This window comes from Microcoleus sp. A2-C3, from assembly GCF_036706065.1.
GTDB lineage: Bacteria > Cyanobacteriota > Cyanobacteriia > Cyanobacteriales > Microcoleaceae > Microcoleus.
Window position 1 is genome coordinate 157,980 of record NZ_JAUBVX010000001.1, and the last position, 12,525, is coordinate 170,504.

General features: G+C 44.8%; 16 protein-coding genes. 5 read left to right on the forward strand and 11 right to left on the reverse strand.

Going from position 1 to position 12,525, the window contains the following annotated elements; genetic code table 11:
- Positions 1-41 precede the first annotated feature (41 nt).
- The 6 genes from QUB66_RS00570 to QUB66_RS00595 form a co-directional block, all read right to left on the reverse strand.
- Positions 42-1,388 (reverse strand): DUF2254 domain-containing protein, encoded by a 1,347-nt coding sequence (locus QUB66_RS00570; protein WP_332965780.1) that lies wholly within the window; start codon positions 1,386-1,388, stop codon positions 42-44.
- Positions 1,385-2,419 carry a mechanosensitive ion channel family protein gene (locus QUB66_RS00575; RefSeq protein WP_332965782.1) on the reverse strand — a complete coding sequence of 345 codons (1,035 nt, stop codon included), beginning with the start codon at positions 2,417-2,419 and terminating at the stop codon, positions 1,385-1,387. Before QUB66_RS00575 ends, QUB66_RS00570 begins: the two co-directional genes overlap by 4 nt.
- 226 nt (positions 2,420-2,645) lie before the next feature.
- Positions 2,646-2,987, reverse strand: a complete 342-nt coding sequence (locus tag QUB66_RS00580) for a helix-turn-helix transcriptional regulator (RefSeq protein ID WP_332965784.1) — start codon at positions 2,985-2,987, stop codon at positions 2,646-2,648.
- A 23-nt stretch (positions 2,988-3,010) separates the two neighbouring features.
- Positions 3,011-3,352 (reverse strand): type II toxin-antitoxin system RelE/ParE family toxin, encoded by a 342-nt coding sequence (locus QUB66_RS00585; RefSeq protein WP_332965785.1) that lies wholly within the window; start codon positions 3,350-3,352, stop codon positions 3,011-3,013.
- A gap of 51 nt (positions 3,353-3,403) precedes the next feature.
- Positions 3,404-3,835 carry a hypothetical protein gene (locus QUB66_RS00590; protein ID WP_332965787.1) on the reverse strand — a complete coding sequence of 144 codons (432 nt, stop codon included), beginning with the start codon at positions 3,833-3,835 and terminating at the stop codon, positions 3,404-3,406.
- A gap of 359 nt (positions 3,836-4,194) precedes the next feature.
- Positions 4,195-4,596, reverse strand: a complete 402-nt coding sequence (locus tag QUB66_RS00595) for a hypothetical protein (protein ID WP_332965788.1) — start codon at positions 4,594-4,596, stop codon at positions 4,195-4,197.
- 311 nt (positions 4,597-4,907) lie between these two features.
- Here QUB66_RS00595 and QUB66_RS00600 point away from each other — a divergent pair, with 311 nt between their 5' ends.
- The gene (locus QUB66_RS00600; protein ID WP_332965789.1) at positions 4,908-5,192 is read left to right on the forward strand and encodes a type II toxin-antitoxin system Phd/YefM family antitoxin; all 285 of its coding nucleotides are present in this window, start codon (positions 4,908-4,910) and stop codon (positions 5,190-5,192) included.
- A gap of 1 nt (position 5,193) precedes the next feature.
- Here the strand turns inward: QUB66_RS00600 and QUB66_RS00605 are convergent, their stop codons facing one another.
- A complete protein-coding gene (locus QUB66_RS00605; RefSeq protein ID WP_332965791.1) occupies positions 5,194-5,586 on the reverse strand; it encodes a XisI protein in 393 nt (130 codons plus the stop codon).
- A gap of 436 nt (positions 5,587-6,022) precedes the next feature.
- On the opposite strand from QUB66_RS00605, the gene trpC reads away from it, so the two are divergent.
- From trpC to QUB66_RS00620, 3 genes are all read left to right on the forward strand, one after another.
- Positions 6,023-6,922 (forward strand): indole-3-glycerol phosphate synthase TrpC, encoded by a 900-nt coding sequence (trpC, locus tag QUB66_RS00610; RefSeq protein WP_332965792.1) that lies wholly within the window; start codon positions 6,023-6,025, stop codon positions 6,920-6,922.
- 353 nt (positions 6,923-7,275) lie between these two features.
- Entirely contained in the window at positions 7,276-7,521 is a 246-nt protein-coding gene (locus QUB66_RS00615) for a DUF5340 domain-containing protein (protein ID WP_106333603.1), read from the forward strand.
- Positions 7,522-7,607: 86 nt separating this feature from the next.
- Positions 7,608-8,765 carry a pyridoxal-phosphate-dependent aminotransferase family protein gene (locus QUB66_RS00620; protein ID WP_332965793.1) on the forward strand — a complete coding sequence of 386 codons (1,158 nt, stop codon included), beginning with the start codon at positions 7,608-7,610 and terminating at the stop codon, positions 8,763-8,765.
- A 55-nt stretch (positions 8,766-8,820) separates the two neighbouring features.
- Here QUB66_RS00620 and QUB66_RS00625 read toward each other — a convergent pair whose 3' ends face one another.
- The 4 genes from QUB66_RS00625 to nblR form a co-directional block, all read right to left on the reverse strand.
- Complete coding sequence (locus QUB66_RS00625; protein WP_265239307.1) at positions 8,821-9,033, reverse strand: DUF2949 domain-containing protein; 213 nt, start codon at positions 9,031-9,033, stop codon at positions 8,821-8,823.
- Between the two features lie 442 nt (positions 9,034-9,475).
- A complete protein-coding gene (locus QUB66_RS00630) occupies positions 9,476-9,598 on the reverse strand; it encodes a hypothetical protein (protein WP_332965794.1) in 123 nt (40 codons plus the stop codon).
- 302 nt (positions 9,599-9,900) lie between these two features.
- Positions 9,901-10,413, reverse strand: coding sequence for a DUF192 domain-containing protein (locus tag QUB66_RS00635; RefSeq protein ID WP_265239305.1), 513 nt, complete (start codon positions 10,411-10,413; stop codon positions 9,901-9,903).
- Positions 10,414-10,595: 182 nt separating this feature from the next.
- Entirely contained in the window at positions 10,596-11,291 is a 696-nt protein-coding gene (gene nblR / locus QUB66_RS00640; RefSeq protein ID WP_265239304.1) for a response regulator transcription factor NblR, read from the reverse strand.
- 227 nt (positions 11,292-11,518) lie between these two features.
- On the opposite strand from nblR, the gene rbsK reads away from it, so the two are divergent.
- Entirely contained in the window at positions 11,519-12,448 is a 930-nt protein-coding gene (gene rbsK, locus QUB66_RS00645) for a ribokinase (RefSeq protein ID WP_332965795.1), read from the forward strand.
- The last annotated feature ends 77 nt before the right edge of the window (positions 12,449-12,525 follow it).

A 12,525-nucleotide genomic window follows, 5' to 3' on the forward strand; every position in this document is an offset into this window, starting at 1 on the left:
GGCTTGCCCTAATTACAAATTACCAAATCTTTCCTCCTAACTCATTCCTGCTTAATAGCTTTTAATGCTGCTAAATATCGCTCTTGAATATCTTTCCGATCTAATTCATCAAAATTTGCCTGCTGGCTGGCGCGATCGGTCAAATCTGCGTGTCGCTTGAGTGCTTTTCGGTGTGTGGTTCGATCGGTGAAACGCGCCACAACTGCGATCGCCTCTAGCAAGCGCATGGTGACAGCTACATTCGATTTTCCATTCTGTCGAATTTGGTTAAAGGCTGCATCCATCACATCTGCAAAGGCGATGGGTTCAGCAATCATCCGCAACTGGTTGCTGTCGTCGTAGCGGTAGGGAGAGGGAATCTCTCTTTGGGTTAAACGACAAAGGGCTGCACTAAGTTGGTCAATACAGCGGATAGCCGTAAACGGATCGTTGATTCCTGGGGAAAGAGCGCGTACTGCAATTTCAACGAGTTGGTCGATCGAAAACTCCACATCCTGCATTTCTGTACGCTGTGAGCCAATCAGAAAGGCATCGTTAATCTTGGATACAAGTTGCTCGTTTACCTCTTTTCCTGGAAAGACTTGTGCGAGTTCAATTCCTTCGACAATAAAGCGACCGGGGCGTTGGAGAATTTGTAGCAACAGGTTATGCTCGCTCGCAATTTGCATTAGTTCGTAATTATTAATGGCTTGAATGTAACCGCCATTGATTGCTTTAATTGGACGGGAATCTTGATCGAAATTAGCTGGAATGTCAGCGGCAATATCCGATTGGTTGTCTTGCTGTTTGTTTTGGGATTTGCTGGTGCCAATATTTTTTGGAAACAGTCGATCGATCGCACGATCGAGTTCGTCACCAACTAATTTAATCACGTGATCTACCTGAATCGATGAGGCAGAATGATGAATAAAGTAAATCAATACGCCAATGCTGGCGATCGCCAAACCGATGCCGCAAGTTACCGCCAAGTGGGGGACAAACTCATTTTTTTCTGACCCATTGATGGTTCGCAGCACCATCAAGCTATACACAAATGTAGAAATGAAAGTTCCCAGCACAATTTGGTTTCCTTTGTCTTGCATGAAGTTTCGCAGCAAGCGAGGGCCAAACTGGGAAGATGCAAGCTGAAGGGCAACGATCGTAATTGAAAAAGCAGTGGTTGCAACGCTCATCATTGAACTGGCGATCGCAGAAAGAATGGCGCGCGATCCGCTAGGGCCGAGAGTATAGGCCCAACCCAATTCTCCAATCAGGTTGGTTTTTTGATTTTGGTCAATCCCGATGGTGAGAAACGAAAGTGCGATCGCCAAAAAAACCATGACGGTTGGCACAAACCAGAAACTCGAATTTAAGGAATCCCAAAAGTTGCTGAATTTCGTATTTTTCACCGATCGTTCCCCTCAGTATATTTATTGTTGGAAATTACTTGGCCATCCTCAGATTTATTGCGTTTAGACTCGATTGCGGCAAGTTGTCTGAGGGCGTAGCTGATACTGCGCGATTTGGGAACTTCAGCTTGTCCGGCGGGCCAGCCTTCTCGTTGACGTTTGCGATCGCCATCTGTGTCTTCTGTCTGATCGTGGAACAAAATCTGCTGAGTTGGGAAGGGCAGATCGATCCCATTTGCTACTAGCTTGTTTTTAATCTTAGTTAATACGCGGTCTTGAAAATCTAATAATTCGGCACGGCGAGGCGGCTGCACCCACCAGCGGGCCCGAATGTTAACACTGCTACCAGCTAATTCTACGACGATCGCATCGGGAGCCGGATCTTTTAGCACTCCATCGACTTCATGAATTGCCTCTAAAATTAATTTTTTGGCAGTATCAATATCATCGCCATAGCCAATGCCAATGTCATACTGCAAACGGCGATTTTCAAAGGCTGTGTTCACGATTACAGAGTTAGTAAATAGTTCCGAGTTCGGAATTACAATCCGCCTACCATCATAGGTTTTTATTATCGTCGCCCGCGTTTGAATATTTTCTACAGTTCCCTCAAAGTCTTTGAATACAATTTGATCGTCAATGTGGAAAGGTTCAGTCAGCAGGATCAAAACACCCGCCAGAAAATTTTGCAGGATATCGCGAAACGCAAACCCGATCGCCACACCACTAATTCCCAATAGCTGAATGAGATCGCTGGCTTTGATGGAGGGAATGACCACCGACAGAGCAATAAACAATCCTGTAAGAACGGTTGCTCCTTGTGCTAGTCGTCCCAGCACTAATCCTAAATTGCGAGCTTGACGGTGAGCGCTGGTTAGTTTTCTGACTGCCCGTTTCAGGGTTCTGCCAATAAAAAAGAAAATTGCGAAAACAATCAGTGCCAGTACAATATTTGGTAATAAAATCAGGAAATCATTGGCCATTGCCTGGATTTTACTCCAAACATCGGTGATTTTTTCTGTTGTATTCACAATAGTTTTAGCCAATAGGTCAAGTCAGATTCTATACCTAAGCGATGGAATCTGCCTCTACCAAAGGTTAGGAATTTGCGGAAGTGGAGCGCCCTGAATGCTTGCTATCTTGGTTGGGGCGCTGGTAGATGGGCGGCGGTTAAGGTTTAAGTTAAAGTGCGATTCCCTACGGGATAGCTACCCTAGAGGAACGCGAAAGCGAACGCTGGTGCGTACTTTTAGTAATTCAGTTAAGATGAGATATTTGTGAGGAACCGCTGTTAAGAATTACCTCAGCAATCTCTTGGCGTGTAGCACCGAAGGTAAGCAAGGTGCGAATCAGGAGATCGAGGGAAGCGGAAGGATCGCCAGCTTCTATTTTAGCAACTCTTGACTGACTAGACTTTATTTTTTTGGCAAGTTCGTGCTGCGTCATCTGTTGGCTAATCCGGTTTTGTTTGATGGCTTTACTCAGTGCAAGTTTCATTTCTATGAAGGCTGTTTCTTCTGCTGAAAGTCCTAGAAATTCCTCTGCTGTTCCGATAGTCCATCCTGCTGCTTGTAGGCGTTGGCGTTTAGCTGTGTCCATAAAAATACCTTCCTGATATCAATTCAAAGTTGGTCGTATTGTTTCAACCGTTTTTTACATTTTTCAATGATAAAATCCGGTGTTTTGTTCGTAGTTTTGTTAAAGACATCGAGTATAATTATAGCATCTACGTCTATTCGATAAATGATGCGCCAATCCTTGCTTGTCCCTGAATCGGCTAGACGGATCTCGTGACAATGAGCTCCGATGCTTGGCATAGGGCGAGAGAAAGGCATGGATAGGCTTTCGCCATCCTGTAGCTTTCGCAGGAAAAATCCGGCTTGAATACGCGCCTCAGTAGAAAAAGGCGGTGTTTTTACTTCCCCACTAAGCCAGACAAGGGGTTTGCTTTCCGAATCTACCATCTATATTTTAGGTTTTTTTAGATCATATGTCAAATCAGACATATTAGCAAACTAGCTTGTCTGCTGCAAATCCGGCTGACTTTTGGCAACAACAAAGGGAGATTCGAGATCAATTAGCCAGTTTTCATCAATAACTGTCTGATTCGTATCTAAAATCAGAGTTAATTCGCCAATTTCATCATCGCCATCATCGCTAACCAGGTTGTTTTCGCTAGCAGATAAATCTGCTTTGAGTAAAAATTGAAGTTTAATCCAGTGAGAAGTGGAATGGTTGTTGATAATGTTTGTGCCGAGCGATCGCCCGATCAACTCAGCACAGATGGGATGAATAAAAGCAATCTCTTCATAGAACTTATTATTGTTATCCCAGTAGCCTTTTATTTTGTAATTACAGGATTCTAAATGTTGGGTTGCGAGGTGATTTATATGAATAGGTTCTAAGATTTTAGCAAGTTGATCCCAATTATTGGGTAGAGATTCCATTGGGTTGTGTGCGAGCGGGATTCTTTGATCATACCAAATATCGCACTCCGATTTCTCCTACTGACTATAGCTTGTCTTATGAATGGTTCTCAAAGCGGTAAAAATTCCCTACGGTGTTGGATAAAAAAAATTAGTAATACTCAAAAAAAAGCGATCGCACTTCGGTAAGGAAAGGCCGATCGCTCTTAAAAATGAGGTAAAAGAAACAGTGCTCGCTCTTTACGAATATTAGGCGAGCGCCGCGAGCCGTTTACCTTTTCTCCTATTTCACACTCGGGCAATAGAAAGGTAGCTTTCTTGCAACAAAGTGTTATGTAAGAACGGTACTTAGTTGTAGATTCGCTAGCTTGATAATCGACTTACTTACAAGTTACTTTCGTCAGGTACATTGTACAGCTTTCACAAAATTCCCATCGTTCACTTTTGGGATTCCACTGCATAGTACCGATGGTACCATCACGTTCGTAATCAAAACTTATGGCCTCGCTATATTGATTGGCCTTGCAAAAAGCATTGGCGCCTTGCTGACGTGCTTTCTCATTTAGCCCACTAGCGCCTTTTATTGCTACATCCACTGGAATATCATCTCCTTCCCTTGGATTGCGAAAAACACGGATATCTGTAGCAGCAATATTACCTGACTTACCAGTGTTTCCACTATTTTGATTGCTTTGGGCGTTTGTTGGGAGGTTAGAAGCAAGAGTGGATATAGTGAGACCGAGAACACAAAAAACACCGAAAATTCGTTTCATACCTTTCATAACGGCAACATCTATGAACTTTTGTCTGATGATACACTATTTTTAGGTGATTTAGCATCTTTACTGCATCAGCCATTTGATCGCTTATCCGAGTCAGAAAAACAGGTAATGTCATGGCTAGCGATTGAAACTGCGCCAGTTTCAATCGCCAAACAGCGATAAAGTATGCAACTATCTCGATCGCGCCAGCGTTGCGTAGCAGTATCGCAATTTTTGAAAATCATGCAATTCTTGGGCCGGCGTTCATTCATTGAAAAAATCCCGTAGGCGATCGCCTTTATAATATTCTTAGTATTGGCAAGCGCAAAACCATGTCACTCACACAAACCCAAGTCACCTATACTGAAGCTCAAGCGAATCTTGAGGAACTGTGCGAACAACTCATCAACGATCGCGATGCCATCATCATCACCCGCAAAGACGGCGAAAACGTAGCCTTAATTGCCGCTGACGAATTGGCAAGCTTAATAGAGACAGTCTACCTGCTGCGATCGCCCAAAAATGCCGATCGCCTGTTAAGCGGTCTGAAAGACGCACAAGCCAGAATTGTCAAACCTCAGACTGTCAGAGAATTACGCCAAGTAGTCAACGAGTAGTTTAGACTGATTGCATCGCAGCCGATTCAGCAAAATTTCCTTCATTTTCGTCGCTAAAACCCGTCCCAAATTCAGTATATTCCCGCACTCTAGGATGGCGAAAACCGAGTACAATATCTTCTTTCGGAATTCCTGCTGCTAGTAAATCGGTAGCCACTCCTTCTTCAGTATCATCATATTGAATCCAGATTTTATCCTCGATTAAATTGATGTGGATTGGTGTAGCGTGAAGGTAATTGTCATCATTCCAACCAATATCCAAGACTAAGTAGCCTCCTCGTTCATCATCAAATAAAATTTGAGATTGATATCCGTCAGGTATAGTATTGCGGAAGTTAGCGTGTTCCTGAAGTATAGCTTTGATAATTCCTTGGTATCTCAATCGGGTATCCATTGAAGTATTGCCTCACTTTTTTTATCAAAAACAATCAGTTTAACAAGATTATTTTTTAATAATACTTGCCCTAATTCTATGGTAAATACGCTCTGAAAAGTCAGTTGATAAATTGCCCGATCGCCATTTACGCACTCAGACTAAAGAAACCGGGTTTTTATCAAGGTTAAACGCATTAACCTAGAAATTTCTGAAAAAACCCGGTTTCTGCCTCAGCGCCCGATCGCCATTTACGCACTCAGACTAAAGAAACCGGGTTTTTATCAAGGTTAAACGCATTAACCTAGAAATTTCTGAAAAAACCCGGTTTCTGCCTCAGCGCTAGAGATAAAGACTGCCGATCGCCCTTCGTCCTCCCAAGCAGTAATGGTAGAATTAAGGGCGGTCATAACGACAAATTGAAATCAAAGCCCGATCGCCCTTTATCCCCCTTACCATGCTTCAAATCCGCCGCCGTCCACCCAGCACCTCAGTCTCCGTACTCTACCTCAGCTACGAAATCGCCGTACCCGACTCCGAACCCCGCCACATCCTCGAAGAAATCGTCTGGCAAAAAGAAGCAGAAGTGGCCCAAAAGCGCGATCGCACGCCCTTAGCCGAACTTCACAAAAGACTCCCCTTTGCACCCCCCATCCGCGACTTCCTCGGTGCGCTCAAAAACGGTAAAACCACACCCGCAATCATCGCCGAAGTCAAAAAAGCTTCCCCCAGCAAAGGCGTAATTCGTGAAGATTTCGACCCCGTGGCGATCGCCCAAGCATACCAACAAAACGGCGCTAGCTGCATCTCCGTACTCACCGATGAAAAGTTCTTTCAAGGTAGCTTCGAGAACCTCTCTAAAATCCGTGCCGCCGTCGAATTGCCGCTACTTTGCAAAGAGTTTATTATCTATCCCTACCAAATCTATCTCGCTCGGATTCACGGCGCTGATGCTGTATTATTAATTGCCAGCATTCTATCTGACAAAGACTTACAATACTTTGTAAAAATTGTCAAGACATTGGGCATGACTGCTTTAATCGAAGTTCACACACTCGAAGAACTCGATCGAGTATTAACCCTACAAGGCGTCGAATTAATCGGCATCAACAACCGCAACCTAGAAAACTTTTCCGTCAGCCTAGAAACCACCGGTCAACTATTAGCCGATCGCCAAACCGACATCCAAGGAAAAAATATCCTCACCGTCAGCGAGTCAGGAATCCACACAGCAGACGACCTCAACCGAGTGGCCAGCGCCGGAGTCCAAGCCGTCCTCATCGGCGAATCCCTAGTCAAACAGCCAGATCCGGGCGCTGCTTTAGCCTCCCTAGCCAAGGCTCATCCGCAAATCTAAAAGGCCAGACCGCTTGACAAATACCCCTGAATTCTGATAGAAATTGATTAAGTATGTAAATAATCAGCATTTCTAGCCTGTATCGACTCAGGCGCTTAATTTATGAAAAATTAGCGTCCCCAGCTAGATTTCATAGAAATAGCTGGCAAAAAACCAATTAAATCTACTCACTCTGGTTAGTCGATCGCGAAATTTAGCGCTACCAACGCACCCAGCCCCCGAAAAATCGATCGGCAAAGCTGGGGTTTTTGTACGGCTAGCAAACAGATAAAAAAATCAGGCATCTAATGTTCACTTGTGATGCTCCATGCAATTGCAATGGGGTTTCTGTTCGCTGAGGTATGTTAGCTTTCATGGAGCCAATTCCCCTGCCTTCGTACATTCATTATGAATTGTTACTTCAATTGTTAGAACGTAAAACAATGTTTGCTGTCAGTCCACAATCACCGCAGCAGCAACAAGTTCACCAACTTATTATTACACTGCGTAAAGCCCTTGCCATTCAAAAGCAATTAGAACAAAGCTGCCAGCGATCGAACTTAGCGGTAGAATACCGCTGGTCTCTAAATGAAACTAACTCTACGGGAGTTAAAAATTAAAAGTTAAAAAACTTATAGTGCAGACTTTAAAGTTTCAATTTTTGATTTATTCTATTAACTCCCACCGAAAAAGTTAGGACAGAATTATGGACAACAAATTAATGCTGATGATTCCCGGCCCGACACCGGTGCCCGAAGCAGCTTTGCTGGCGATGGCTAAACACCCGATGGGCCACCGCAGCAAGGAATTTGACGCGATTTTTGCAGAATGTACCGAAAACCTCAAATGGCTGCACCAAACCAAAAGTGACGTGTTGAGTTTGACGGTTTCCGGTACCGGCGCGATGGAAGCTGGGATAATTAATTTCTTGAGTGCGGGCGATCGAGTTTTAGTCGGCACCAATGGCAAATTTGGCGAACGCTGGGCCGAAGTCGCAGAAGCCTACGGTTTAAATGTCGAAATCATCAAAGCCGAGTGGGGTCAACAATTAGACCCCGAAAATTTCCGCGAAAAACTGGAAGCTGATAAAGAGAAGCAAATCAAAGCTGTCATCATCACCCACTCGGAAACCTCGACGGGCGTTCTCAACGACCTCGAAACCATCAACCGCCACGTCAAAGCCCACGGCGAAGCTTTAATTATGGTAGATGCTGTCACCAGTTTAGGTGCTGCGAATGTACCGATGGACGCTTGGGGAATTGACGTGATTGCTTCTGGTTCTCAGAAAGCTTACATGATTCCCCCTGGTTTGGGTTTTGTGGCCGTCAGCCCGAAAGCTTGGAAAGCTTACAAAACTGCGACGCTACCTCGCTATTATTTGGATTTGGGCAAATATAGCAAAGACGCTGCCAAAAATACCACTCCTTTTACTCCGCCGGTCAATATGTTTTTTGGACTGCAAGTAACATTGCAGATGATGAAAGCCGAAGGGTTAGAAAACGTTTTCGCGCGGCACAAACGCTTAATGACAATTACCCGTGCGGCGATGAAAGCTTTAGGTTTGCCATTATTCGCTGCTGACGATGCCGCCAGTCCTGCAATTACCTCGGTGATGCCGCCTGAATCTGTAGATGCTCAAAAAGTGCGGACTTTGATGAGTAAGAAGTTTGATATTGCTCTAGCCGACGGACAAGACCATTTGAAAGGTAAAATCTTCCGAATCGGTCATTTGGGCTTTGTGTGCGATCGCGATATTCTAGCAGCTATTTCCGCTTTAGAAGTCGTATTGCAAGAATTGGGCCATGAAGGCTATACTCCTGGTGCCGGCGTTGCCGCTGCTGCGAAACTTTTGGCTGGATCTTAATCTGAGTTATTAAAGGATTTTGGATTTTGGATGATTTCTAAAATCTAAAATCCTTTTAATATGCTTCGGACAACCAATCAAAGATTTTATCCAACTGGTCGAGAGTGACTAAACCGTACTGCCACAGAACCATCGGCAACGAATTCGGGTCTTTGTCGCGCTGCCGCTGTTTGTCGCCGCGACGTTCGGCTACGGCTATTGAAGCGGGAGAAATTGCCAAATCTTCTTGTAAAAATCGAATTAATTTAGTGTAAGTAGCGGGTGCCATGTCATTTTGTCTCCAAGTATAGGACACCATTTTCTGATGTGAACCTGATGTTTGTGATTAGTAATAAGCCAGTTTTAAATCTGTCTTTTAACCGTGGATAGCTGTTAAAACAGTATTAGCGGTTGTTGAAAATGTGAAACTTAGTGCTGGGTGGGACTTGAAAGCCCACCTTTCCCAAAAAGCGAAAGGTTTTGCACTTTTGCGGATCGCTCGATAGATCGCGATCAAAACCTAAACTGAATACCTCGGCATCTGTGCAGCGCGAATCTGAAATAAATTCTGCTACTTAAAACTAATAAACCAGGTTCAGAGTTTAGCTTCATCTGCGAAAATGCAGAATCCGCAAATTTACTGCTGCAATATTGGTCAGATATTTTGCTCGAACCCGAATCTGCTACCTTAGATCAACTTTGCCAATTAATTTAGCGCGTCGCATCTTACTTCAGATAGGTTTAGTAGATAGAGGTCGATCGCCTAAAGTTCCAGAAAATTGCCTTTCGCGATCGAGGTCTTGGAGACCACCACCGTCTCTCAGGATTGATAACGAGTCGCTGACTCGTCTCATACCTGCGACCCACAATTTACAGATTCTGCAAACAAGCTCAAGCCCAGCCTGACTGAGATTGACATCGTAGCAAATCTTTTCCTGTTTGTGCTGAATCTTACATTAATAATCTAACAAATTTTGTAAATTTTTGTAAACTTTATTAATTTTTGCGGGTTTTGCGAATCCGAACTCAACCGGATCTGAAGAGGGGAGTTACCTCAGAAACCCGGTTGCTAGGAAATTTTGCGTTTCATTAGAGAAATATGGGAAGAAACCGGGTTTCTAGTCCCGATGGGTAAGCCATGAAAATATCCGAAGTTTTAGTTTAAAAACTCGATTTCAATCCGATCGCCCACTTTGACACCGAGTTCAGCAGCCCGCCCGCCACGAAGTTCAATCACTCGATCGACAGGAGTATCAGGCCCGTAGGTAGGACAAGGATCGGCTGTACAGGGAGGCGCCTCGGCTGCGATAGCTGTGACTACTCCATCCCGCAGAAAAATCATATCCAGAGAAATCTGGCAATTTTTCATCCAAAAATTGACCCACCGCGCCGGTTTAAACTCAAACAGCATTCCTCTGTCATCGGCCAGAGAAGTTCTGTACATTAAACCCATAGCCTGTTGTTCCGGTGTTTTAGCGACTTCGAGTTCGATTGGGCGATCGGCTATCCGAGCTCTAGCAGAAACAGGCAAAACTTGACCGGATGTTGTCGCCGTTGGAGACTGCGAGGCCAAAATGCCAGTAACAGCATTCGCGACAGGTAAAGCCGGCGAACATCCCAGCAAAAATATAATTACCCCAATATTTAGGAAAGTAGCGAAATAACTCATAATGATTTAAGATTTTAGATTGGCAATGGGAAATTGGTAATGGGGAATTGGTAATTTTTAACCAATGTCAACTCACAACTGTCAACCGTCAACTGACAACCGTCAACTGACAACCGTCAACCGTCAACTGTCAACTGACAACTGTCAACTGACAACTGTCAACTGTCAACTGTCAACTGACTTCAAGCTTCGCGCATCACGTAGCCAACACCTCGCACCGTCTGAATCAAGCGCTTTTCGCCTTCATCTTCAATCTTGAGGCGCAGATAGCGGATGTAAACCTCAATCACATTCGACTCGCCCAGAAAGTCGTAACCCCAAACATTCTCTAGAATTTGTTCCCGAGTCAAAACCTCGCGGGGATGTTCCATCAAATACTTTAGCAGCTCAAATTCTTTCATCGTCAGGTCGATCGTCCGTCCGTTGCGCAGGGCCCGCCTAGAGGCTAAATCCAAGACTAAATCGCCAAACCTCAATTGCTGGTTGCTGCTAGTATCGGGCTGCAAATACAAGCGCACCAACTGCAAAAACTCCTCAGTGCGATAAGGTTTGAGAAAATAATCGTCCGCCCCAGCTTCCAGACAAGCCACGCGATCGTCCACTGTATCACGACCGATCAATAGTAGCACGGGCGATCGATTGCCGATACTTCTGAGATGAGAACATAGCGTCAGTCCCGACTCAGAGCCAAGTATGCGATCGATTACAATCAAAGCTGGCTGCAATTCATGGGCTAAATGTTGGCCGGTGGCGATATTAGATGCTATTACCGGTTCGTAGCCGGAGGATTTTAAGTCTAGACTCAAGTGTCCGGCGAGAACTTCGTCTGTTTCTACTAGCAGAACACAGGGATTGCGATCGAGAGAAATTGCAGCCATTGAATTGACCGGTGAATGACCATAACTGTTCTAGCACGTATCGAGGGACAGTTGACAGTTGTCAGTTGACAGTTGACAGTTGACGGTTGTCAGTTGACAGTTGACAGTTGTCAGTTGACAGTTGACAGTTGTCAGTTGACAGTTGTCAGTTGTCAGTTGTCAGTTGTCATTGGTTGAAAATTCCCAATTCCCCATTACCGATTACCAATTACCAAATTCAATAATCCATGACCATAATCGTATTCGGCAGTATCAACATCGACCTAGTAGCAAGAACTCCCAGATTGCCACAGCCAGGGGAAACTATCATCGGTAGCAATTTTTTCACGGCCGGCGGTGGTAAAGGAGCAAATCAAGCAGTTGCGGCCGCCCGTCTCGGCACTTTTACCAACATCATCGGCCGCGTTGGTAATGATAAATTTGCTGAAGAATTATTGACAAATTTACAATTTTATGGTTTAAATACAAACAATATATTAATTGATAAAAGCACTCATTCAGGTGTGGCAATTATCGCCGTAGACGAGACTGGTCAAAATAATATTATTGTGATTCCTGGTGCAAATCACAATGTCGGTGAAGCAGAGATAGAACGTCTCAAAAAACTGTTGCTGTCAGCTACATCGTTGCTGTTACAGTTAGAAATTCCCCTGGAAGTTGTGATCAAAGCCGCCCAAGCTGCGGGTGAAGCGGGGGTGCGAGTGATTCTCGATCCAGCGCCTATGGCGGATTTGCCACTCGCACTTTATCCATTAATCGACATCATCACGCCGAATGAAGTGGAGGCCAGTCAGCTAGTGGGTTTTCGGGTGCATGATACTGAAACAGCGATTATGGCTGCTAAACAGTTGCAGCAGCGCGGTGTCCAGAATGTTATTGTCAAATTGGGCGATCGCGGGGCTGTTGCTGTGACTGAGGATGAGAGCTTTTTTGTGCCGGCTTTTGCTGTGGAAGCGATCGACACTGTAGCTGCTGGTGATGCTTTTAACGGCGGGTTGGCTGCTGCGTTAGATGGCGGGCGATCGCTGTCAGAGGCAGTGGTGTGGGGCTGTGCAGCGGGCGCTCTGTGTACAACTAAGGTGGGTGCTCAGGTTGCTATGTGCGATCGGGCAACCTTTGATAATTTTTTGCAGAATTTAGATCGGACGTACGGTTGAAACCGCGCCTACACAAACGATGTCCGCCTCCGCGGACTAAGAGAGGATCACGTAATTTTCACCGCCTGTGTCTTCAA

What these genes read in the sequence shown, in the direction of transcription:
- QUB66_RS00580 (WP_332965784.1), bottom strand. Translation starts at nt 2,987, where the DNA reads ATGGACACAGCTAAACGCCAACGCCTACAAGCAGCAGGATGGACTATC.
- QUB66_RS00585 (WP_332965785.1), bottom strand. Translation starts at nt 3,352, where the DNA reads ATGGTAGATTCGGAAAGCAAACCCCTTGTCTGGCTTAGTGGGGAAGTA.
- QUB66_RS00590 (WP_332965787.1), bottom strand. Translation starts at nt 3,835, where the DNA reads ATGGAATCTCTACCCAATAATTGGGATCAACTTGCTAAAATCTTAGAA.
- QUB66_RS00595 (WP_332965788.1), bottom strand. Translation starts at nt 4,596, where the DNA reads ATGAAAGGTATGAAACGAATTTTCGGTGTTTTTTGTGTTCTCGGTCTC.
- QUB66_RS00600 (WP_332965789.1), top strand. Translation starts at nt 4,908, where the DNA reads ATGTCACTCACACAAACCCAAGTCACCTATACTGAAGCTCAAGCGAAT.
- QUB66_RS00605 (WP_332965791.1), bottom strand. Translation starts at nt 5,586, where the DNA reads ATGGATACCCGATTGAGATACCAAGGAATTATCAAAGCTATACTTCAG.
- trpC (WP_332965792.1), top strand. Translation starts at nt 6,023, where the DNA reads ATGCTTCAAATCCGCCGCCGTCCACCCAGCACCTCAGTCTCCGTACTC.
- QUB66_RS00615 (WP_106333603.1), top strand. Translation starts at nt 7,276, where the DNA reads ATGGAGCCAATTCCCCTGCCTTCGTACATTCATTATGAATTGTTACTT.
- QUB66_RS00620 (WP_332965793.1), top strand. Translation starts at nt 7,608, where the DNA reads ATGGACAACAAATTAATGCTGATGATTCCCGGCCCGACACCGGTGCCC.
- QUB66_RS00625 (WP_265239307.1), bottom strand. Translation starts at nt 9,033, where the DNA reads ATGGCACCCGCTACTTACACTAAATTAATTCGATTTTTACAAGAAGAT.
- QUB66_RS00630 (WP_332965794.1), bottom strand. Translation starts at nt 9,598, where the DNA reads ATGAGACGAGTCAGCGACTCGTTATCAATCCTGAGAGACGGTGGTGGT.
- QUB66_RS00635 (WP_265239305.1), bottom strand. Translation starts at nt 10,413, where the DNA reads ATGAGTTATTTCGCTACTTTCCTAAATATTGGGGTAATTATATTTTTG.
- nblR (WP_265239304.1), bottom strand. Translation starts at nt 11,291, where the DNA reads ATGGCTGCAATTTCTCTCGATCGCAATCCCTGTGTTCTGCTAGTAGAA.
- rbsK (WP_332965795.1), top strand. Translation starts at nt 11,519, where the DNA reads ATGACCATAATCGTATTCGGCAGTATCAACATCGACCTAGTAGCAAGA.